At 59.3% G+C, this 19,442-nt stretch carries 18 protein-coding genes, 1 tRNA gene and 1 other RNA gene; 9 read left to right on the forward strand and 11 right to left on the reverse strand.

Features of this window, described 5'->3' with window-relative positions:
- Positions 1 to 174: 174 nt before the first annotated feature.
- The gene (gene gvpA / locus NF78_RS08900; protein WP_017300094.1) at positions 175 to 393 is read right to left on the reverse strand and encodes a gas vesicle structural protein GvpA; all 219 of its coding nucleotides are present in this window, start codon (positions 391 to 393) and stop codon (positions 175 to 177) included.
- A gap of 302 nt (positions 394 to 695) precedes the next feature.
- Between gvpA and NF78_RS08905 the strand changes: the two genes are divergently transcribed.
- Positions 696 to 1,166, forward strand: a complete 471-nt coding sequence (locus NF78_RS08905) for a tetratricopeptide repeat protein (protein WP_035985811.1) — start codon at positions 696 to 698, stop codon at positions 1,164 to 1,166.
- Between the two features lie 36 nt (positions 1,167 to 1,202).
- On the opposite strand, the gene NF78_RS08910 is transcribed toward NF78_RS08905, so the two are convergent.
- Complete coding sequence (locus NF78_RS08910) at positions 1,203 to 3,008, reverse strand: ABC transporter substrate-binding protein (protein ID WP_035985812.1); 1,806 nt, start codon at positions 3,006 to 3,008, stop codon at positions 1,203 to 1,205.
- 269 nt (positions 3,009 to 3,277) lie between these two features.
- On the opposite strand from NF78_RS08910, the gene NF78_RS08915 reads away from it, so the two are divergent.
- Together NF78_RS08915 and NF78_RS08920 are read left to right on the forward strand one after the other, a co-directional pair.
- On the forward strand, positions 3,278 to 4,012 hold the full coding sequence (locus tag NF78_RS08915; protein WP_035985813.1) for a GvpL/GvpF family gas vesicle protein: 735 nt from the start codon (positions 3,278 to 3,280) through the stop codon (positions 4,010 to 4,012).
- Positions 4,013 to 4,022: 10 nt separating this feature from the next.
- Positions 4,023 to 4,262 carry a gas vesicle protein GvpG gene (locus tag NF78_RS08920; protein WP_035985814.1) on the forward strand — a complete coding sequence of 80 codons (240 nt, stop codon included), beginning with the start codon at positions 4,023 to 4,025 and terminating at the stop codon, positions 4,260 to 4,262.
- 26 nt (positions 4,263 to 4,288) lie between these two features.
- Here the strand turns inward: NF78_RS08920 and NF78_RS08925 are convergent.
- Together NF78_RS08925 and argJ are read right to left on the reverse strand one after the other, a co-directional pair.
- Positions 4,289 to 4,360: transfer RNA gene (locus NF78_RS08925), tRNA-Gln, on the reverse strand.
- Between the two features lie 134 nt (positions 4,361 to 4,494).
- Positions 4,495 to 5,736: a bifunctional ornithine acetyltransferase/N-acetylglutamate synthase gene (argJ, locus tag NF78_RS08930; protein WP_035985815.1), complete on the reverse strand. Its 1,242-nt coding sequence runs from the start codon at positions 5,734 to 5,736 to the stop codon at positions 4,495 to 4,497.
- A gap of 358 nt (positions 5,737 to 6,094) precedes the next feature.
- On the opposite strand from argJ, the gene NF78_RS29280 reads away from it, so the two are divergent.
- Positions 6,095 to 8,152: an acyltransferase family protein gene (locus tag NF78_RS29280; protein ID WP_081972563.1), complete on the forward strand. Its 2,058-nt coding sequence runs from the start codon at positions 6,095 to 6,097 to the stop codon at positions 8,150 to 8,152.
- 127 nt (positions 8,153 to 8,279) lie between these two features.
- A complete protein-coding gene (locus tag NF78_RS08940; RefSeq protein WP_035985817.1) occupies positions 8,280 to 9,515 on the forward strand; it encodes an ISAs1 family transposase in 1,236 nt (411 codons plus the stop codon).
- Between the two features lie 13 nt (positions 9,516 to 9,528).
- On the opposite strand, the gene NF78_RS08945 is transcribed toward NF78_RS08940, so the two are convergent.
- The 4 genes from NF78_RS08945 to minC all read right to left on the reverse strand — a co-directional run bounded on the left by NF78_RS08945 (position 9,529) and on the right by minC (position 12,250).
- Entirely contained in the window at positions 9,529 to 9,921 is a 393-nt protein-coding gene (locus tag NF78_RS08945) for a (2Fe-2S) ferredoxin domain-containing protein (protein WP_035985818.1), read from the reverse strand.
- A complete protein-coding gene (gene minE / locus NF78_RS08950) occupies positions 9,914 to 10,375 on the reverse strand; it encodes a cell division topological specificity factor MinE (RefSeq protein ID WP_035985819.1) in 462 nt (153 codons plus the stop codon). The genes NF78_RS08945 and minE overlap by 8 nt, the downstream gene beginning before the upstream one ends.
- Positions 10,376 to 10,430: 55 nt before the next feature.
- Positions 10,431 to 11,228 carry a septum site-determining protein MinD gene (gene minD, locus NF78_RS08955; RefSeq protein ID WP_035985820.1) on the reverse strand — a complete coding sequence of 266 codons (798 nt, stop codon included), beginning with the start codon at positions 11,226 to 11,228 and terminating at the stop codon, positions 10,431 to 10,433.
- A gap of 86 nt (positions 11,229 to 11,314) precedes the next feature.
- A complete protein-coding gene (gene minC / locus NF78_RS08960) occupies positions 11,315 to 12,250 on the reverse strand; it encodes a septum site-determining protein MinC (RefSeq protein WP_035985821.1) in 936 nt (311 codons plus the stop codon).
- Between the two features lie 149 nt (positions 12,251 to 12,399).
- Here minC and ssrS point away from each other — a divergent pair.
- The 4 genes from ssrS to NF78_RS08975 all read left to right on the forward strand — a co-directional run bounded on the left by ssrS (position 12,400) and on the right by NF78_RS08975 (position 16,400).
- A non-coding RNA gene (ssrS, locus tag NF78_RS29285) (6S RNA) lies at positions 12,400 to 12,583 on the forward strand.
- Between the two features lie 174 nt (positions 12,584 to 12,757).
- A complete protein-coding gene (locus NF78_RS08965; RefSeq protein WP_035985822.1) occupies positions 12,758 to 14,011 on the forward strand; it encodes a M16 family metallopeptidase in 1,254 nt (417 codons plus the stop codon).
- A 103-nt stretch (positions 14,012 to 14,114) separates the two neighbouring features.
- Positions 14,115 to 15,398 (forward strand): M16 family metallopeptidase, encoded by a 1,284-nt coding sequence (locus NF78_RS08970; protein WP_035985823.1) that lies wholly within the window; start codon positions 14,115 to 14,117, stop codon positions 15,396 to 15,398.
- Positions 15,399 to 15,563: 165 nt separating this feature from the next.
- Positions 15,564 to 16,400, forward strand: a complete 837-nt coding sequence (locus NF78_RS08975) for a metallophosphoesterase (protein WP_035985824.1) — start codon at positions 15,564 to 15,566, stop codon at positions 16,398 to 16,400.
- Here the strand turns inward: NF78_RS08975 and NF78_RS08980 are convergent.
- From NF78_RS08980 to rlmN, 3 genes are all read right to left on the reverse strand, one after another.
- Positions 16,383 to 17,231 carry an alpha/beta fold hydrolase gene (locus NF78_RS08980; RefSeq protein ID WP_035985825.1) on the reverse strand — a complete coding sequence of 283 codons (849 nt, stop codon included), beginning with the start codon at positions 17,229 to 17,231 and terminating at the stop codon, positions 16,383 to 16,385. The genes NF78_RS08975 and NF78_RS08980 overlap by 18 nt on opposite strands.
- Positions 17,232 to 17,347: 116 nt before the next feature.
- Entirely contained in the window at positions 17,348 to 18,100 is a 753-nt protein-coding gene (locus NF78_RS08985; protein WP_052050017.1) for a lysophospholipid acyltransferase family protein, read from the reverse strand.
- Positions 18,101 to 18,315: 215 nt separating this feature from the next.
- On the reverse strand, positions 18,316 to 19,398 hold the full coding sequence (gene rlmN / locus NF78_RS08990; protein WP_197064803.1) for a 23S rRNA (adenine(2503)-C(2))-methyltransferase RlmN: 1,083 nt from the start codon (positions 19,396 to 19,398) through the stop codon (positions 18,316 to 18,318).
- Between the last annotated feature and the right edge of the window lie 44 nt (positions 19,399 to 19,442).

Genomic DNA, 19,442 nt, shown 5'->3' on the forward strand with positions numbered 1-19,442 from the left:
TGGCAGGGTCTCGGTGGAATTTTGAAGCGCTATTTGTAAACTTGCCAACGGCCAATTTGCCGTTATAGTCAGAGCTGGAAAATGTTGGTGAGCCCTAACCTATGGGGCAGATAAACCTGGGTCGAACTCAATGTTTCACTGCCCCATTGGGTTATTGAGAGCGGTCGTGCGCTGTTAGGCAGCGGGTACAGCAGCTTGAGCGGTCAGGCCAACGGCTTCGGCATACTTGAGGTAGGTGTCAACGGAAGCAATCACAACGCGAGCCTCGATGGCCAGCAGCTCAATACCAACCAGAGACACACGAACCCAAGCATCCACAACGATGCCTTTGTCCAGAATGCGGTCAACAACTTCGGCCAAGCTAGAGGAAGAGTTTACTTTTTCAACAGCCATGGTTTTGAAACCCCTAAACAGTTAATGTGTTCGATGAAATTGCAAGGTGTTCTCCCTCAGATGGGCCTAGCTGCTACTGCAAAGAAGCGGTAGAAACAGCCTCAGCGCTCAGGGCTTATTCCTTGCACATTTGTAGTCTGCCCATCTGCTTAGAGCCACTCACAACTTTAAAAAAATCAGTTCACCTATTGTTACCTAACCGCGCTTTCACCCTGAGCGGCCACACCCCAACCCCGCAGGCCCACCAACTCTGGCCAATGCCCGATAATGGAAGCTAATCCTATGGTCAGGCGAAAGCACACATGGACGACTCAACCCTGGAGATACTGCTACAAAGCCTGAGGCAAGAGGACGAGTATCAGCGGGAACTGGCCACCGCCGCCCTGTGGCAGAGTTGGTTTTACCAGAAGGGAGCCGAGGGCAATCAACGACTGCAAACGGCCCAGGCGTTGGTAGATCAGGGCGAGCTCGATGCAGCAGAGGCCCTGCTGTCGGCCCTGGTGGCTGAGCTGCCCGACTTCGCCGAAGCCTGGAATCGACGGGCAGTGCTCTTCTTTGTGCAGCACCGCTATCGGGAGGCTAGGGCAGACTGCCAGCGCGTTTTGGAGCTGGTGCCCTACCACTTTGGCGCACTTCACGGCCTGGGGCTGTGCCATGCCGCCCTGGAGCAGTATGAAGACGCCATTCAGGCGTTTAGACGGGCTTTGGTGGTGCAACCCTACGCGCTGATTAACCAGCGGCTGCTGTTGGAGTGCACGGCACAGCTGAGCTAATCAGCGAAAACAGGGTGGGCAGAGGTTGCCAGTTGCCTATTCAACGGTCAACTCATGGATATTCCACAGGGCACCGCCCAGGGCCGTATACTGCACGTTCTGGACCCGGTTGCGCACGGCGGTAAGCGACAGGTTGTTAATTAAATAGGTAAAGGGCAGGTATTCCTGGGTCAGCTGCTGGGTTTCTTTGTACAGCTCAAAGCGCCGATCTTCGTCAATTTCCTGGGCCGCTTCAATGTAGAGGTCGGCGATACGGCGCTCCCAGTCGGCGGCCTCCCAGCCCTCCAGGGGATCCTGGCCAGGACCAGCGTTCTGGTTAAAGGCGTGAAGCGCCCCATCCAGCAGCCAAACATTGGCCCCACCATTGGGTTCGGTGCCGCCAGTTAGGCCCAACACCATAGCTTCCCACTCCAGGCTGTCGGTGAGGCGATCGACCAGGGCATTGAAGGCCAGGGGCTGAAAGTCTACCTGAATGCCCAGCTGGGACAGGTCGTTTCTAATTTGGGAGCCAATTGACTCACGGATTCGGTTGCCGGCGTTGGTGATCAGGGTAAACCGCACCCGATTGCCCTCTGCGTCTAGCAATTGACCAGCGCTGTTGTATTCAAACCCAGCGCCCAGCAGCAGTTCCCTGGCCCGCTCCGGGTTGTAATCGTAGGTGCGAATGCCCATTTCTGGTGGCGCGAAGAAGGGGCTAGGCACCGAGATCGGCGAGGTTTGGGGTTGTCCCAGCCCCTGGAAAATGTTGTTGACCATGGTCTCGCGATCGATACCGTAGGAGATCGCCTGACGAAAGGCAACGTTGTTAAACCAGGCCGATCGCACCGGGTTGACGAGAGGTCTGCCATTGCGGCTGGCCCGGTTGAGGTTAAAGGCAAAGAAGTTGGTGCCCATGCCGGGGCCACCGTTGTAGACCGTGAAATCGCCCCGTTCCTCCTCCCGCTTCAGCAGAGAGAAAAAGTCGGGCTGCACACTGTCCATATCGAGCCCGCCGGATCGAAACTGGAAGAAGGAGGTGTCGGTCGAGCCGACGATCTGCCAGACCACCTGCTCCAGGTAGGGCTGCGGGTTGCCCTGCTCGTCCTGCTGCCAGTAGTAGGGGTTGCGCTCAAAAATCACCCGTTCACCAGGCACGTACTGGGCCAGGCGAAAGGGACCATTGCCAACGATCTGGCGGGGCGGCGTGTCGGTACCCCAGGTGGAGAGAAAAATTGGGTTGCCCTGGGCATCGGGATTTTCGACTGCGCTCTGGAGAATGTGGGCCGGAATAATCTCCAGCGAGGTATTGCGCAGCATGGGGGCGAAGGGTTCCGGCAGGGAGAACTGCACCCGGCGATCGTCCACCCGGCTGACCTCCGGCAGCAGACCCTGGGTGCCAATGCGAAACCCGTCGCGACTGTTGGTGGGGATGGCGGGGTTGAACAGGGTGTCGTAGGTAAACACCACATCGTCCACGGTCAAGGGTTCGCCATCGGACCAGCGCAGCCCCTCGCGCAGGGTAAACACCAGCTGTCTGCCGTCCTCGGAGATTTCCCAGCTTTCGGCCAGCGCAGGCACCACGTCCCCGGTAACGCCGTCGGTGGTGGTCAGGCCTTCAAAGGTAAAGCCAAAGATGTTGGGCGATTCCTGGCTGAGGATGGGGTTAAAGGTTTTGGGGTCGCTGAGGGTACTCAGCACCAGGCGGGGCACGTCGGCACTGGCCCGGGCAAAGCGGGTGGGGTCGCAGCCAGCGCTGACCAGCCCAACCACCAGCACCAGCACCAGGGCCATGATCTGCTTTCCCCGGCGGGCCCAGGTGCCTGTTCTCAGCCAGCGGTTGGTTGCCTCAGGTGCAGTGGCCACAGTTGCTAGTCTCCTATTCGCCAAGACAATGCCAAAAACACTATAGCGATTAACCCACGGCGATTGACAGGATGTCGGGGGCGCTGGGTCGGGCCTGCAGCTGCCGGTGCCCGCACCGTTCTTGCGCTGCTCAAGGGTTTATGAACCATCTGGGTTAGGCCAATCCCTTTGGGGCGATCGCAGCCCTGTCGAAGACGCTGACGGTTTAGGGCACCCTAGGTCTATTCCCCCCAGAGACGACCCCCAGAGACACCCCCCAGAGACGACCCATGGCTGAACGCTACTATCTGTACGGTATTTTCCCCGCCCCCGGCCCCGCTGAGCTCCCCCTAACCGGCCTTGACGAGCAGGCGGTGCAGGCCCAGGCGCTGGGCAACTTTACCTTTCTTTATTCGATCGCCTGCCAAAAGCGCTACCTGTCCAGCCGCAAGAACCTGCTGGGCCACGAAAAGGTGCTGGAAGCAGCGATGGAACAGGGGCACCGTACTCTGCTGCCGCTCCAGTTCGGCCTCATTGTCGACAGCTGGGAGCAGGTGCAGGACGACCTGGTGGCTCCCTACGCCGAGGATTTGACCCAGCTGTTTGCGCGGCTCGACGGCTGCCGCGAGGTGAGCATTAAGGTACAGTGGGAGCCCTCCAGCGAACTGGAGATGATGATGACGGAAAACGCTGAGCTCAGCGCCCAGCGGGATCAGCTCGAAGGCACCCAGCTGGGGATGGAGCAGGTGATCTTCATTGGCCAGCAAATCGAAGCGGCGATGGAGGCGCGCAAGCAGGGCATCGTGGACCAGTTTCGCCAGGCCCTCGCCCCGCTAGCCAAGGACGTGCTCGAAAATGCACCCCAGACCGATGTGATGATCTACAATGCCGCCTACCTGATTCCGTGGGAGAGTGAGGCTGAGTTTAGTCAGGCGGTGGAAGCCATCGACGAGACTTTTGGCGATCGCCTGCGAATCCGCTACAACAACTTTACCGCCCCCTACAACTTCGCCCAGCTCAACTAGCTGTCTGCCAATGCTGCTCAAGCTTCTCTTTGCCCCTGTGCTTGGCCCCATCGAAGGGGTGAGCTGGATTGCCGACAAAATGCTGGAACAGGCCGACATCGCCACTAACGACCTGGAAAGCCTGCAAAAACAGCTGCTAGCCCTCCAGCTCGCCTTTGACATGGGCGACATCTCTGAACCCGACTTTGAGGCCCAGGAAGAAGATCTCCTGCTCGCCATCCAGGAGCTTGAGGATGCCGAGGACGAGTAACCCTCTAAGGGGAATTTTTGAAAAAACTGGGGTGCTAGGATTCGAACCTAGGAATGCCGGGACCAAAACCCGGTGCCTTACCGCTTGGCGACACCCCATCGTTGTCGCTTTGATACTATAGCAGGCCGAGCCCTTCTGCTGTCAAGATCGCTAAAAAAACTCGGCCTGGATTCTCCGCCTGCGCTTTGCCCGGTTGCCTTTTGAATGCCGGGCAGCGGCACCAGCCCTTGGCTCAGGTGGTGTACTCGGCGTTGATCTTGACGTAGTCGTAGCTGAGGTCGCAGCCCCAGGCCTGTCCTTTGCCCGGTCCGTCGCCCACAGAGACGTGGATGGCTACGGTGTCGGTCTTCAGATATTCGCCTTCGGTGGCCGTCCTCAGGTAGGTGCTGGCGGCGGGGCGATCGAAGTCCAGGGGTTGCCCGTGCTCCATCAGCAGAAAGTCACCTAACTGCACCCGCAGATCGCTCTGGTCAAAGGTGACCCCGGCCCGCCCAGCGGCGGCGGCAATGCGGCCCCAGTTGGGGTCGTGGCCAAAGATGGCCGACTTGACCAGGGATGACCCGGCGATTGTGCGGGCGACCTGGTTGGCAGCGGCGGTGTTGGCCGCCCCGGTGACAGTCACTTCAATCAGACAGGTAGCCCCTTCCCCATCGCGAGCCACCGCCTTGGCCAGGTACTGACAAACGGCGGTAAGCATGGCCTCCAGCTGGTCGGCCTCGGCCCCCTCATCGGTGATGGCGGGGGTGCGCGACTCGCCGTTGGCCAGGGCAATCAGGGTGTCGTTGGTGCTGGTGTCGCCATCCACGGTGATCTGGTTAAAGCTGCGATCGGCGGCTCGGCGCAGCATGTCCTGCCAAAGGGTGGGCGACACAGTAGCGTCGCAGGTGACGAAGGCCAGCATGGTGGCCATGTTGGGGTGAATCATGCCGGAGCCCTTGGCGATGCCGCCGATGCGCACGGGGCGATCGTGGATGGTGGTTTCCATGGCCACCGCTTTGGGCACCAGGTCGGTGGTGATGATCGCTCCAGCGGCGGCCTCAGAGCCCTCCGAGGAGAGGCTGGTCACCAGTCGGGGAATGCCCGCCTTGAGCTGATCCATTTTGATCCGCTGCCCGATGACCCCGGTGGAGGCAATCAGCACGGCCTCCGGGGGCAGATTGAGGGCAGTACCGAGAGCGGTGGCGCTTTCGAGGGTGTCAACCCACCCCTGGTTGCCGGTGCAGGCGTTGGCCTGACCCGCATTGACCAGAATGGCGCGGGCGCTGGGGCGCGCGTCGAGGCGCTGACGGCAGTAGTCCACGCAGGCGGCCCGCACGTGGCTGGTGGTGAAGACGCCGGCGGCGATCGCCTCACAGTCCGAGTAAATCAACGCCAAATCCGGTGCGCCCGAGGGTTTGAGCCCTGCCGCAATGCCCGCCGCCTGAAACCCCTTAGGGGCCGTAATGCCCCTCTCAATCACCCGCCACTCAGCCATTGTCGTTATTCCATAGGTGCTGCCGGGGATTATATAGCAGAAGAGGGTGAAGAGTAGGCGCTAGTTAGCAGAATGACCAGTATGCTGCCTGCTCGGACGGATCTAAAACAAAGTTTAGTTACAAGAACTACCCATACTGATGCTTGATATCCGGACTATGGCAAAGGCAACTATTGAGCACCTTCCTTTCTCTACTTAAAAGCTGCACCAATTAAGAGCATGCAAGGATTACGTGAGGTGAGCAATAAGAAGAAGTTGTGGGAACTCTATTGACACCAGTTCGCGAGCTACTCTCTCCAGGGACTGCGAGCAACAGAGCATTTAACTGCGAGCAACAGAGCATTTATAGTACTGCCAGATGACTTTTAATAGCCCCAAAAACAATCCTTCAGAGGCAAACCACCTCGAACATCAATTTTTGCAGTCGTCCTACAGACCTGAAATAGATGGACTTAGAGCGATCGCGATCGTTGCCGTCATCATCAATCACTTCAACAAAGAGTTTTTGCCCAGTGGATTTCTAGGAGTAGACATCTTTTTCGTCATTTCTGGATTTGTTACCACCAATTCACTGATCACCAAATCAAAAAGTGAAAACTCCCAAGACTTCTTACTCATCTTCTATTCCAAACGAATAAAAAGATTAATCCCTTCTCTAATTGCCTTTTCGTTAATAGCTGGCGTTTTGGCTTGCATGTTTGATGAAAGCCCTGCGACATCATTATGGACGGGCATATCAGCATTGTTCGGCGTAGCCAATCTAACCTTATTCAATCAGTCTACTGATTACTTTTCCGCTCCTGCTGAGCTGAATATTTTTACACACACATGGTCATTAGGGGTAGAAACTCAATTCTACCTCCTGTTTCCATTATTGGTTTATATGTCTGGTGTAAAATATCAGCGCATTGAGGCTCAAAAGATTTTAGTATCAGTAGTTGGCTTTCTATCTTCACTCTCGCTAATTTCTTTTCTCTATTTTTACCCAATTAACCGTTCGGCAAGCTATTTTCTCATCACAACTCGCTTTTGGGAAATTGGCTTGGGCGTTCTTTTATTTTTTCTTGCGAGCAAGAAAGACTTTTCCTCCCACAGAGCGGCAAAAAAATTAACACTGATAAGCATCCTGATGATAGTGTTTGCATTCTGCCTACCTATCACCTTAGCTGCATTCTCAACCGTACTAGTTGCTGGGCTCACTACAGTACTCATCATTTGCCTCAACCAAAAGTCTGGGCTCTGTCGCATCCTATCCAACTCCAAAATCGCATATATTGGTGTCATATCCTACTCGTTATATTTATGGCATTGGGGAATTCTGTGCATTAGTCGCCTAACAATTGGTATCCATTGGTGGTCAATTCCAATTCAGATCGGGCTGACAGTGATTGCGGCAACTGCATCTTTTCGTTACATTGAAAGTCCTCTGAGAGTATCTAAATGGCCAAAGGGACATCATAGATCTATTGCTTACTGGTTGATGTCATCATCAATCATTTCCGTCTTTTTCTTTTTATTAATCAAAAACCCTGCCTTTTCCATCTACATGGGGAATAATCCATCTGTGAGTGCAGGAGGTGTTTTGTCACTGATGGACCCCTATCATCTGTCGGCATCTGAAACTTCTTGGCAGGGAGAAGCGTGTATCCTCTCCGAAAATTCTCAGGCCAGGGCAAAAAAGATGATTTTGATTGAGGAATGTACTCTAGGAAGCTTTTCTGAAGGAAAGAAGAGAGTAGCAGTTTTTGGGAATTCTTTCTCAGCTGCCTTCACCCAGGGCTTCGACGACCTGGTTGCCTCAGACAAGTATGCTGTCACAATAACCTCGTCCTGGGATGCTTCCCCGGTCAAGGAAGTTCCTAATGTTGGTGGTTATGCTGAGGCAAGCAACTACTATTGGGATACGATAGTTCCCTCTATTGTTGAAGATTTAAGACCAGGTGACTGGGTCTTTCTTATCAACGACTTAGCCTGGCTCTCTCCCAAGGATAGAACGGCTGAATCTGAGATAGCGCTTGATCAATTTAGTACTGGGCTAAATAGTTTTTCAGATAGTCTTGCCGCCAGAGGTTTGAAATTAGCTGTATTGCACGGCAACCCCTTCGCTCGTGAGGCTTACTGCAAGCCCTCAGCGGCAGTCAAACAATGGTTTCAACCTTTTAAGGACTCCTGCAAGCTACCCAACAGGCGAGAATCTTTAGCTAGAAGAATTGAGTTGGATAAAACCCTTAAAGTTTTGGAGCAAGAGGGGAAAATTCGAGTTGTAGATCTATTTGATGTTTTTTGTCCGGGCGATCGCTGTACTTACAGCGCTTCCAATGGTGAATTGCTTTACAGAGACGAATATTCCCATCCATCAGTTGAAGCGGCTCGTTTGTCTGCACCTATAATCCGCCAAATTTTGACATCTTCATAAAGACAAAGATCAAAGAGGCGGCTCGTCAAGCATTTTATGTTTCCCTTGTCTAGGATCCTTACCCAAAGGGTAGGGCAAACGCATACTCGAGATGAGAATATTAAGACTCATTTCTAGGAAGTGAGTTATGTGTTCTGCCCAGCCCCTATCGCCGTTAATCGAGCATTTTCAGTCATTAGACGACCCTCGCTGTAGCCACTTGGTTGAGCATCGATTGCTCGATATCATCGGGCTCACGCTTTGTGCGGTGATCTGTGGAGCCGATAGCTGGGTAGATATTGCGGCCTATGGCCGTGCCAAAGAAGCTTGGCTGCGCGGTTTTCTGAGCCTACCCCACGGAATTCCCTCCCACGACACCATCGCCCGATTGTTTGCAGCCTTAGACTCCGCCGCCAGTGCCAAAGAAGCTTGGCTGCGCGGTTTTCTGAGCCTACCCCACGGAATTCCCTCCCACGACACCATCGCCCGATTGTTTGCAGCCTTAGACTCCGCCGCCTTTCAGAGTTGCTTTGTCGCGTGGGTCAAGGCCGTCGCCCACCTCGGCTCAAGCGAACAGATAGCCATTGACGGCAAGACATTGCGCCACTCCTATGACCGAGGGGGCGGCAAGGGAGCCATCCATATGGTGAGTGCTTGGGCCAATGAGCAGCGGTTGGTACTAGCCCAGGTCAAGGTGGATGAGAAATCCAACGAGATCACTGCGATTCCAGAGCTTCTGAAGGTTCTGGACCTCCAGGGATGCCTAGTCACCATTGATGCCATGGGCACTCAAACCGCCATTGCTCACCAGATTATCGAAGGCGGTGGCGACTACATCTTGAGCCTTAAAGGCAATCAGGGCAACATTCACGAGGATGTCGAGCAGGTGTTTACCTGGGCGCGGCAGCAGGACTTTAAGGACATCTCCCACGAGTTTCATCAGACCATCACCCCTGGGCACGGGCGCATCGACATCCGCCGCCACTGGTTGCTCGATGGGGTCGAGCACCTCATCAACGCTGAGCGCTGGGTTGGCTTAAAACGCGTTGGCCTCGTGGAGGCTGAACGCCGTATCCTCGGTCAACCCCCGACCATTGAGCAGCGCTACTATCTCGTTAGTTTTGACGGCGATGTCCAACGCTTTGCCCAAGGGGTGCGCAGCCACTGGGGTATTGAAAACCAGCTCCACTGGGTGCTCGATGTCGCCTTCCACGAAGATGCCTCTCGAATTCGTAAAGACCACGCCCCCGCTAATCTGGCCGTCGTCCGTCACATCGCCCTCAATCTGCTGCGTCAGGACACTTTTGCCAAAGGGGGTATCAAGGCTAAACGCTTGCAAGCAGGATGGGATAATGACTACCTAATTCGGCTACTCTCCTCCTGAGTATGCGTTTGCCCTAACCCAAAGGGTGCTGAAGGAAAGCAAACTCTTCAACCACCTGGCCGCCGATCAGGTGCTCCTGGATGATGCGCTCGATCACTACTGGGGTAGCGCTGTGGTACCAGACGCCGTCGGGGTAGACCAGCAAAATTGGGCCTTTGTGACACACCCTCAGGCAGTTAGCTTTGGTACGAAAGACGGAGGTGGGGCGCTCTGCCGTGGGCCGATCCAGGCCCAGATCCTTCAGTCGATTCTTCAGGTAGTCCCAAGCGACGATGCTCTCGGCTTTGTCGCAGCACTTGGGCTTGGTCTGGTCGGCACAGATCAGCACGTGGCGCTGCACGGTGTTGAGCGCCAGAGCTTCTACACAGGCAGCCAGAGAAGCACAGGGGTCGGGGGGGTTACTCATCGCTGGTAGCGGCAGGTTGGGTTGGGTCGGTTATTGCCAGGGGATCCGTCGTGGCGGTCGAGTCGGCCACTGTGGGTGGCTCCGGTGCGGAGGACTCGCCCGCCGGGGGGGTGGGGGCGGGGGTAGCGGTGGGAGCCGGAGGCGCTTCGGAAGCGGCGGCAGGCTCTACCGGTTCGCTGGGGGGCGGCTCGGGGCGTACCCGGCGGATGGGCAAGTTGGCGATCAGCGCCGTCATCCGCTGGTCGCTTTCGAGGGTAAATTCCAGGTGTTCCTGGTCGAGTTCGACGTAGCGGGAGACCACTTCGAGAATTTCTCGCCGCATCTTTTCGACCATTTCGGGGGTGAGGTCGGCGCGATCGTGAGCCAGCACAAACTGCAGCCGCTGCTTTACCTCGGCCCGGGGGGTAATGGTGCGGCTGCGGTTAAACAGCTTATCGAGAAGTTCGCTTAGCATCGGCACTGGCGGCTAAATAGAAAAAACATCAAACACCGGGATCGCTGGGGAAACGTCAACCGCGGAAAAAGCGGCGTAGGCGGCTAAATAAGTCGTCGTGGGTAGCATTGAGGTCGATCAGGGGCACCTCTTCCCCCAGCAGACGGCGAGCGATGTTGTTGAAGGCCACCCCGGCCAGCGAGAGCTGCTTTTCGAGCACCAGGGGTTCACCCCGGTTGGACGACACAATCACCCGTTCGTCGTCGGGCACAACGCCCAGCAGGGGCACCGCCAGAATGTCGAGTACGTCGCGCACCGACATCATCTGGTCTTCCTGCACCATTTTGGGCTTGATCCGGTTGATCAACAGCTTGGTGAACTTGACATCGTTGGCCTCCAGCAGGCCGATCACCCGGTCGGCATCGCGCACGGCAGAAATTTCGGGGGTGGTGACGACGATCGCCTCCTTGGCCGGAGCGATCGCATTTTGAAACCCCATTTCGATCCCCGCCGGGCAGTCAATCAAAATAAAGTCGTGGCTGGGGGCCAGACCCGCCACCAGCTCTTTCATCTGGACCGGGGTGATAGCTTCCTTGTTGCGGTTCTGGGCGGCGGCCAGCAGGCCCAGGGTGGGCTGGCGCTTGTCCTTGACCAGCGCTTTTTCCACGGTGCAGTCGCCCGCCAGCACGTCCAGGGCGGTGTAGACAATGCGATTCTCCAGGCCCAGCAGCAGGTCGAGGTTGCGCAGACCAAAGTCGGCATCGACGACGGCGACCCGCTGGTTGCGCTGGGCCAGGGCCATACCCAGGTTGGCGGTGCAGGTGCTCTTGCCAACGCCCCCTTTGCCCGAGGTCATTACGATGATGCGAGTCATGGCCGAACCCAATCCTTAAAGAACCAATTAACCCAACGAAAACAACCGTTAATAATACGCTATGGGTGCCGGCTGAGGACCGCGAATTAGCTTTTAAAGGCGTCGGTGAGCTGCGCCCCCTGCCCCAGGGTGGCGTCGAAGTGCTGGCGGGCAAAGGCCTGGGCCTGAGCAATGCGAATGGCGTTGTTGCCGACGTAGGCCACCTCGGGCAGGTAGTCGGCGCTGGGGTGGTCGGGGGCACGGGCCACCAGGTCGGCTAGGCGCAGCTGGGTGGGCTGCATCTGGAGGGCCATGATGTAGCGATCGCGATCGCCCCCAAATCCGGCATGGGCGATACCCCGCAGCCGTCCCCACACGAGAATGTCGCCATCGGCCACCAGCGAGCTGCCGGGGTTGGCATCGCCCAGCACAATGATGGTGCCGGGATGGCGAATTTCCACCCCCGATCGCACCGTGGTTTGCAGGTACAGGGGCTCGGCCAGGGGTTTGCCCGGCACCGGAGGCGACTGCACCAGGGTATCTTCGGCCTCCAGCTGATCGACCGAGTAGCCCACCGTGACGGCGGCCATGGCGGTCTGGCGACGGCTGGTGACCACCCGCTTGAGGCTGAGCTGGGCCGCGGTGAGCACGTCGTCCAGGGCCTGGAGCTGGCGGGCGTCGAGCAGGCGATCGCGGGCGGCCAGGTGCACCACCGTGTTCGGTTGCCAAAAGGGTTCGCCGCCACTGAGCCGCTGCTTAAAATGCTGCAACAGCTCTCCCCAGCCCAGGGCACCCCCTTCCGTTTCAGCCTGGGGTCCATTGGGCATCAGCAGCACCAGGTAGTCGCCCTCGCTGCGCAGCCGCAGCTGGGTCCGGGGGTCAACCGGGGGGACCGGCTGAGGTGGCTCAGGGGCGGGGGTAGCCGCCTCGGCGGCAGGAGACAGCTCGGGCGCAGCCGCTTCCCCAGCGGCAGCGGTGGGGGGATCTGTGCCGGGGGGGAGGGCGGAATCGGTAACGGCAGCAGCGGAATCGTCGGGAGCCATAGGTGCCAGCAGAGGATGAAACGACCGGGGCAAGCTCGGTGCTGCCATATTAGATCACTGCGGCAGGGATGACAGGGTCAGATCTCCGCTCAAGGAAGGTCGGCTTCCCCCTTGCGGTTTACCCCGGCCTGTTGGTTATAGTGAGTGAAGTCTCACTACGGCGTTGGTGACTGCCAACAATGTTTGTCGATCTATGTTTGTTCCGAACGGGAGCCAAGCTGCATCGGCGGCAGTAGACCGAGCTTGTACTCGGAAACTTTAAGCCAAATGCCAAGGCACCCCCCTGGTTTTCCCAGGTCGGAAACTGAGGCAAGACGGCGCTGCGGTGAGACCCCTATTTTTTGCGGTTCCCCTGTCCAATCGGATGGGGGAATTGTTTTTGGAAATGTGATTTAGCCTACAGGAGCGCTAGTATTGACAACATAGCTAAACCTGCGATCGGGAGATGGCAATCGCTGACCAGCCCGACTGCGGTACTGCTGAGTATTTTTTGTAGGTCCTGCGCCGTTGAATTCGGTTGATTTTCCCGCCAGTGTAATTCGTTTGGACAACGGGCTCACCCTGATCCACCAGGAGATTGCCGCCACCCCCGTCGTGGTCGCCGATGTGTGGGTGAGGGCCGGGGCGGTGAACGAACCGGCGGAGTGGGCGGGCATGGCCCACTTTCTGGAGCACATGATTTTTAAGGGCACCGACCAGCTGCCGCCGGGGGTATTTGACTACGCGATCGAAACCCAGGGGGGCATGACCAACGCGGCCACCAGCCACGACTACGCCCACTTCTACATCACCATTGCCGCCGACATGCTGCCCCAGACGCTGCCCTACCTGGCCGATCTGCTGCTGCACGCGACTATCCCCGCCGATGAGTTTTGCCGCGAGCGCCAGGTGGTGCTCGAAGAAATTCGTCAGGCCCAGGATGACCCCGACTGGCTGGGCTACCAGGCGATGTCGGAACTGGTCTACCAGGACCACCCCTACGGTCGCCCCGTGCTGGGCACCGCCGAGATTTTGCAGCAGCGATCGCCCGAGGAAATGCGCTGCTTTCACCAGGCCCACTACCAGCCCGACAACATGACGGTGGTGATTACCGGCGGCATTGCCCTGGAGCCCACGATCGCCATGGTCAAGCACGCCTTTCGCGGCTTTGCCACCCCACCCCCCTGCCCGGCGGCGGCAAATTCCCCGGTGCCCTCCCTGCCCGGCGTGCGGCGAGAAATTTTGCATCTGCCCCGCCTGGAGCAGTCGCGGCTGACCATGGCCTGGCTGGCCCCCGGCATTGGCCAGCTCGAAACCGCCTACGGGCTGGACTTGCTGGCGGCGATTTTGGCCGAGGGCCGTTCGTCGCGGCTGGTGCGCGAACTACGGGAGGACCGCCAGCTGGTGCAGGACATTGGGGCCGGGTTCTCGCTACAGCGGGAGTGCAGCCTGTTTACCATTCAGGCCTGGCTGGAGGGCGACGCGGTGGACCGGGTGGAGGCGATCGTGTGCGATCGCCTCAGCGAACTGGCCGCCAAACCCATTAGCGATGCCGAGCTGACCCGAGCCCAGCGGCTGCTGTGCAACGACTACGCCTTTTCCACCGAGGCTCCGGGGCAGCTGGCCGGGCTGTACGGCTACTACGGCACCATTGCCGCCGCCGATCGCTGTCTCACCTACGTGCCCACCCTGCAGGGCTATACGAGCGATCGGCTGCGATCGCTGGCCAACCAGTACCTCACGCCGCTGCGCTATGTCTCTACCGTACTCCACCCCGCCTAGGGGGTCCGGCCCCCTCGGCTGGGCAGACTACAGCCCGGGCGGTCTATAGTGGGACTGGCCTGCCCCTCCGTATTTGTTCTCTACCCAGCCTAGTTCTTGCCCTGTGACAGCCTCTCTTCTTCAAGCGCCTCGCCTGCACCGCACCGTTCTAGCCAATGGCTTAACCGTTCTGGTTCTAGAAAACCCGGTTGCCGACATTGTCTCCGCTCGCCTGTTCATCCGCGCTGGCAGTATCGTTGAAGCTCCTCACCAGGCCGGATTGGTGAGCTTTTTAATGGGCTTGCTGACCAAGGGAACCGAAACGCTCTCCTCGATGGCGATCGCCGAAACCGTTGAGTCGGTCGGGGCCAGCCTGGGCACCGATGCCGCCGCCGACTATAGCGTCATCAGCCTGAAAACCGTCTCCACTGACTTTGCCCAGATTTTTGCCCTGGCTGCCACCGTGCTGCGCCAGCCCAGCTTCCCCCTCGACGAAATTGACCTGGAGCGCAAGCTCACCCTACAGCAAATTCGCTCCATGCAGGAGCAGCCCTTCACCGTCGCCTTCAACCAGCTGCGCCAAGCCATGTATGGCGAACACCCCTACGCCCTGCCCGGCATTGGCACCGAGGCCACCGTAAGCGCCATTACCCAGCAGGACCTGGTGGACTTTCACCGCCGGCACATGCGCCCCGACAACGTGGTGGTTACCATCGTGGGCCGGATTGCCCCCGAAACCGCCCTGGCCCAGGTGGAGCAGACCCTGGGCGACTGGAAAGCCCCGGCCACACAGCGCCCGACCCTCACCCTGCCCGCCGTGACCGCAGCCCCCACCTGCTCCGTAGTCACCCAGGCCACCAACCAGGCGATTGTGATGGTGGGCTATCCGGCGGCCTCGGTTAAGCACCCCGCCTATCCCGTCCTGAAGCTGATCAACACCTACCTGGGCAACGGTCTTTCCAGCCGCCTGTTCGTGGAGCTGCGCGAAAAACGCGGCCTGGCCTACGATGTGTCGGCGTTTTACCCCACTCGGCTGGGGCAGTCGCAGTTTGTCGCCTATATTGGCACCGCCCCCGAAAACACCGCCACCGCCCTGGAGGGGCTGCGGTTTGAGGTTGAGCGGCTGTGCACCACCGTCCTCTCCGACGAGGAACTGCAGTCGGCCAAAAACAAACAGCTGGGCCAGTACGCCTTGGGTAAGCAGACCAACGCCCAGATCGCCCAACTGTTGGGTTGGTACGAAATTTTGGGCCTGGGGGTGGAGTACGACCAGCAGTTTCAGGACATGGTGGCGGCTGTGACGGTGCTCGACGCCGAAACCGTGGCCCAGGAGTTCTTCCATACCCCCTACATCTCCCTGCTGGGACCAGAGGAGTTTGTCGCCCCGGTCGCCGCCGCCCAGGCTTGACTTCGAGAGCCTGCCCCAGCGGCACCCAAACGGCACCCAAACGGCACCCAAACGGCAATAGTCATCGCCCAGGCAGTTTTGATTACCTGGGCTGAAGAATTGCTCAAACCATTGGCAATCGCCGGTTAAACGGGCTAGCGTGCGGAGGATGCGTTTTTATTCCCTATGCGCCCCCTGTTGACTGGCACGCTCACCGTGGAAACGGTAACGGTCCCCATTCGTGACCTGCCTCAGCGGCTGGAGGGGTGCCGCATTGTGCAGCTGTCCGATTTTCACTTTGACGGGCAGCGCCTCTCGCCGGGTCTGTTGCAGCAGGCGATCGATCGCGTCAACAGCCTGCGACCCGACCTGATTGCCCTCACTGGCGACTACGTCACCCATGACCCCGCCCCGATTTTTACCCTGGCCTCCTACCTCGGCCAGCTCCAGAGCCGCTACGGCACCGTGGCGGTGCTGGGCAACCACGACAACCGCAGCCTGGGCGGTCGCCGTACAATTCTGCGATCGCTCCAGCAGGCCGGCATTTGCACCCTGTGGAACGACATTGCTTACCCCCTGGGCGACGATCTACCGGTGGTGGGGCTGGCCGATTTCTGGTCGCGCGAGTTTTGTGCAGGCCATCAATTGTTCAAGGCTCTGCCTTCGTCTCAGCCCCGACTCGTGCTCTCCCACAACCCTGACAGCGCGGAAGTCTTAGCCCGCTGGCGGGTCGATTTGCAGCTCTCGGGCCACACCCACGGTGGCCAAATTGTGCTGCCCGGCATTGGGCCAGCCGCAGCCATCGTCCAGGCGCTGCAGCTATCGCCGCTGTCGAAGCTACCCTTTGTACCCCACCGCAAGCGCAAGCGTTTAAAAACCGTGCACCACTGGGAATGGGTGTCAGGGCTGCACAGAGTGGGAGCAAATCAGCTGTACATCAACCGAGGCTTGGGTACCTACGCACCGGGGCGGCTGGGGTGTCCGCCGGAGGTGACGGTGGTGGAGTTAGTGAGGGGTGGGTGAGTGGGTGGGGAGGGGGGCAGGGCGATCGCTTGAGGGCAGTTGGTCGCTGTTGCGGACCTGCCCGGGCAAAAAATTGACCGCCCGCAGAATGGCCCCCAGGTTGACACCATCTTCCAGCAGGCTGGCGTGGCCACTGTGGGGCAGGGGGTAGATGCGGGGGTTGGGCAAGAGCGCCGCCAAACGCTGGGCTTCTTCTAGGGAGGGCAGCAGGCGATCGCCCAGGGAAGCTACCAGCAGCGTGGGGGCCGTCACCCGGTACAGCTGCAGTGGCTCCAGGCGAAACTGCGACAGCAGCGCCATTCGCCAGGCCGCACTGCTCTGGGTCACCGCCGCCATGGCGCGGATCAGGGCCTGCCGGTTGGCCTCGCCAATGCGGCTGAGGTTAGCCAGCATCGGCAGGCTGAACAGGTTAGAGCTCTGGTACAGGGGTGCGGCCACCCAGGGGGTCAGGGTGGCCACCCAGTGCAGCCAGGGAAAGCGATGGAACGACGAAGCCGAGTTGATCAAAATCAGGTGACTGACCAGGTCAGGGGCCATGGCCACAATTCGCAGCGCCAGACAGGCCCCAAAGGACTCCCCGCAGAGGTAGATCGGGGCGGTGCCAGCCTCCTGACGAATCAGCTGCACGGCCTGGTGAGCCAGGCGCTCCCAGGAGGACAGGTCGTCGCCGGGGATAACCAGGCAGCGAATATTAAAGTGGGATTTGAGGCCAGCGCTTTGCAGGGCAAAGAGTTCGCCGCTGCCGTCCATGCCCGGTAGGTAGATAAACAGGGGACGGTCGGGGTGCTGGCCGGTCGGAGTGTAAAGCTTGAGGGGAATAGGTCCAGTCATAGCTGATCAATGGAAACACCGAGCAGACGCTGGATTTGCCGTCGGGTCCAAACCCGATCGCAGTTGTCCAGCCGCAGGGGGCCTGGCGTTAGTCTCAGGTCCGTCACACCCACCCATCAGTAGTGGCCCTGCTTGAGCAGCCTGGCTACTTCATCTTCGCAGCACTGGGTCAGCTCTGTGGCCAAACTGCTGGTGCCTTTGGTGCGGTAGCGCGATCGCAGCCGTCCGTCCACCCGCACGGGCCGGCCAATCAGGAGGTCGACCTCCTGGTAAAACACCGCCGGGTGCCACCCCGGCTGCTGAAACAGCGGCTCAGAGGCATCAAAGATACTCAGCCAGCGCAGGGGGACCACCGAATTGGTGGTTTCCCGATGGGCCGCGATCGCCACAGGCACTATCACCAGTTCCTCCACGGGGGCCCGCAGGGCCAGGTGGGCAAACCCCCGATGGAAACTGTTCAGGTTGTCGGGGGTGGTCTTGTTGACCATGGGGGCGGCCCCCTCTGGGAAAATACCCAAAGCCTCGCCGTTGCCCAGGGCAGTCATGGCGCGCCGAAAAAAGGCGGTCTGGCCCTTGCCAGGGGCATCCAGGGGCAGACAGCCCAGGGCACTGACCACGTTGCGCAAGCCCGGCACCTGACTCATGTAGTGGTGGCAGGCAAAGCGCACTGGGCGACCCATGGCGCTCATCAGCAGCGGCGCATCCATAATGCTGCGGTGGTTGCTGACCACCACCAGGGGCTGATGGGGCGGCAGGCGATCGCGCCCGTGGACCGACATTTTCACCTGTGACAGGGCCAGCAGCCAGTTAGACATATCCAACGGATTAGCGCTTAGCGATGTCAGCGGCGGTACAGGAGCTAGGGCCATTCGAACCTACGGGAAAGAAGAACGACTCCGCCGCCCAGAACAGCGGGCAGCGAAACCTTACTTTGTACAACGTAACAAAATCTCAGGCCCTCAGAGGCGGGCAAACCCACCTCCGGCAGCGAGATCTCCCCACCGATAGACCGCTGGTCGGGGGCCGGGTTCAGGCGTGGCCACACCTACGGGATCAAGGTTGGAGCCAGGCCGGGGAAAACACCTCAGCGATGGGAGGCACGCAGCTGTCCACAGGCGGCGTTTTCCTCCAGTCCCCGAGAGTAGCGCACCGTCACGGCAATGCGGCGCGCCTCTAGCTCAGCCACAAACGTACGAATGCTGGCCTCGCTGGGACGCTGGTAATCAACCTCGCTGATGGGGTTGTAGGGGATCAGGTTGACGTGACTCTGGAAGCCACGCAGATGCTGAGCCAGTTCGGCGGCGTTGGCCGGCTGGTCGTTGAGCCCGGCCAGCAGAATATACTCAAAGGTCACCCGCCGCCCGGTGATCTGCACGTACTCGCGGCACTCATCGAGCAGCGTCTCCAGGGGGTAGGCCCCGGCGCTGGGAATGAGCTGGAGCCGCTGGGTCTGGTTGGAGGCGTGCAGACTGACTGCCAGGGTGACCTGGAGCTGCTCGGCCGCCAGGGCGCGAATCCGGCCCGGCACCCCCACCGTAGACAGGGTGATGGCCCGCTGGCCAATGCCCACGTCGCGGTTGAGGCAGCGAATGGCGGCCACCACGTTAGCGGTATTGAGCAGCGGTTCGCCCATGCCCATAAAGACAATGTGGCTGACCCGCTGGCCAAAGTCTTCCTGTACCGTCAGCACCTGGTCGACGATTTCGTGGGTGGCCAGGTTGCGCACAAAGCCGCCTTTGCCCGTGGCGCAGAAGTCGCAGGCCATGGGGCAGCCCACCTGGGACGACACGCACACCGTCAGCCGCTTGGCCGAGGGAATGCCCACGGCTTCAATAATCTGGCCATCGGCCAGCTTCAGCAAATATTTCACCGTGCCATCGCTGGCCACCACGCGATGGTGCAGGGTGGAGCGGCCCAGATCCACCTGGGCCATGGCCTGGCGCCAGGCTTTGGGGAAGACGGTGATATCCTGGAGCGATCGCGCCCCCTGCTGGTACAGCCACTGGTAGAGCTGCTTGCCGCGATAGGCGGGCTGCCCCTGGGCCTGCACCCACTCGGTCAGTTCCGCCAGCGATTGGCCCAGCAGCGGTCTGTGGGGCGATCGCGACTCCTCGGGCAGAGCCGCCTCGGAGCCTGGGGCAGATGTAGACAGGGAAGTAACGGCCATAGCAGCAGTAGGGGCACTATCTTCTATTCTAGTGGCTTTTACCC

This window comes from Leptolyngbya sp. KIOST-1 (genome assembly GCF_000763385.1).
Classification (GTDB): Bacteria; Cyanobacteriota; Cyanobacteriia; order Phormidesmidales; family Phormidesmidaceae; genus Nodosilinea.

What these genes read in the sequence shown, in the direction of transcription:
- gvpA (WP_017300094.1), bottom strand. Translation starts at nt 393, where the DNA reads ATGGCTGTTGAAAAAGTAAACTCTTCCTCTAGCTTGGCCGAAGTTGTT.
- NF78_RS08905 (WP_035985811.1), top strand. Translation starts at nt 696, where the DNA reads ATGGACGACTCAACCCTGGAGATACTGCTACAAAGCCTGAGGCAAGAG.
- NF78_RS08915 (WP_035985813.1), top strand. Translation starts at nt 3,278, where the DNA reads ATGGCTGAACGCTACTATCTGTACGGTATTTTCCCCGCCCCCGGCCCC.
- NF78_RS08920 (WP_035985814.1), top strand. Translation starts at nt 4,023, where the DNA reads ATGCTGCTCAAGCTTCTCTTTGCCCCTGTGCTTGGCCCCATCGAAGGG.
- argJ (WP_035985815.1), bottom strand. Translation starts at nt 5,736, where the DNA reads ATGGCTGAGTGGCGGGTGATTGAGAGGGGCATTACGGCCCCTAAGGGG.
- NF78_RS29280 (WP_081972563.1), top strand. Translation starts at nt 6,095, where the DNA reads ATGACTTTTAATAGCCCCAAAAACAATCCTTCAGAGGCAAACCACCTC.
- NF78_RS08940 (WP_035985817.1), top strand. Translation starts at nt 8,280, where the DNA reads ATGTGTTCTGCCCAGCCCCTATCGCCGTTAATCGAGCATTTTCAGTCA.
- NF78_RS08945 (WP_035985818.1), bottom strand. Translation starts at nt 9,921, where the DNA reads ATGAGTAACCCCCCCGACCCCTGTGCTTCTCTGGCTGCCTGTGTAGAA.
- minE (WP_035985819.1), bottom strand. Translation starts at nt 10,375, where the DNA reads ATGCTAAGCGAACTTCTCGATAAGCTGTTTAACCGCAGCCGCACCATT.
- minD (WP_035985820.1), bottom strand. Translation starts at nt 11,228, where the DNA reads ATGACTCGCATCATCGTAATGACCTCGGGCAAAGGGGGCGTTGGCAAG.
- minC (WP_035985821.1), bottom strand. Translation starts at nt 12,250, where the DNA reads ATGGCTCCCGACGATTCCGCTGCTGCCGTTACCGATTCCGCCCTCCCC.
- NF78_RS08975 (WP_035985824.1), top strand. Translation starts at nt 15,564, where the DNA reads ATGCGCCCCCTGTTGACTGGCACGCTCACCGTGGAAACGGTAACGGTC.
- NF78_RS08980 (WP_035985825.1), bottom strand. Translation starts at nt 17,231, where the DNA reads ATGACTGGACCTATTCCCCTCAAGCTTTACACTCCGACCGGCCAGCAC.
- NF78_RS08985 (WP_052050017.1), bottom strand. Translation starts at nt 18,100, where the DNA reads ATGGCCCTAGCTCCTGTACCGCCGCTGACATCGCTAAGCGCTAATCCG.
- rlmN (WP_197064803.1), bottom strand. Translation starts at nt 19,398, where the DNA reads ATGGCCGTTACTTCCCTGTCTACATCTGCCCCAGGCTCCGAGGCGGCT.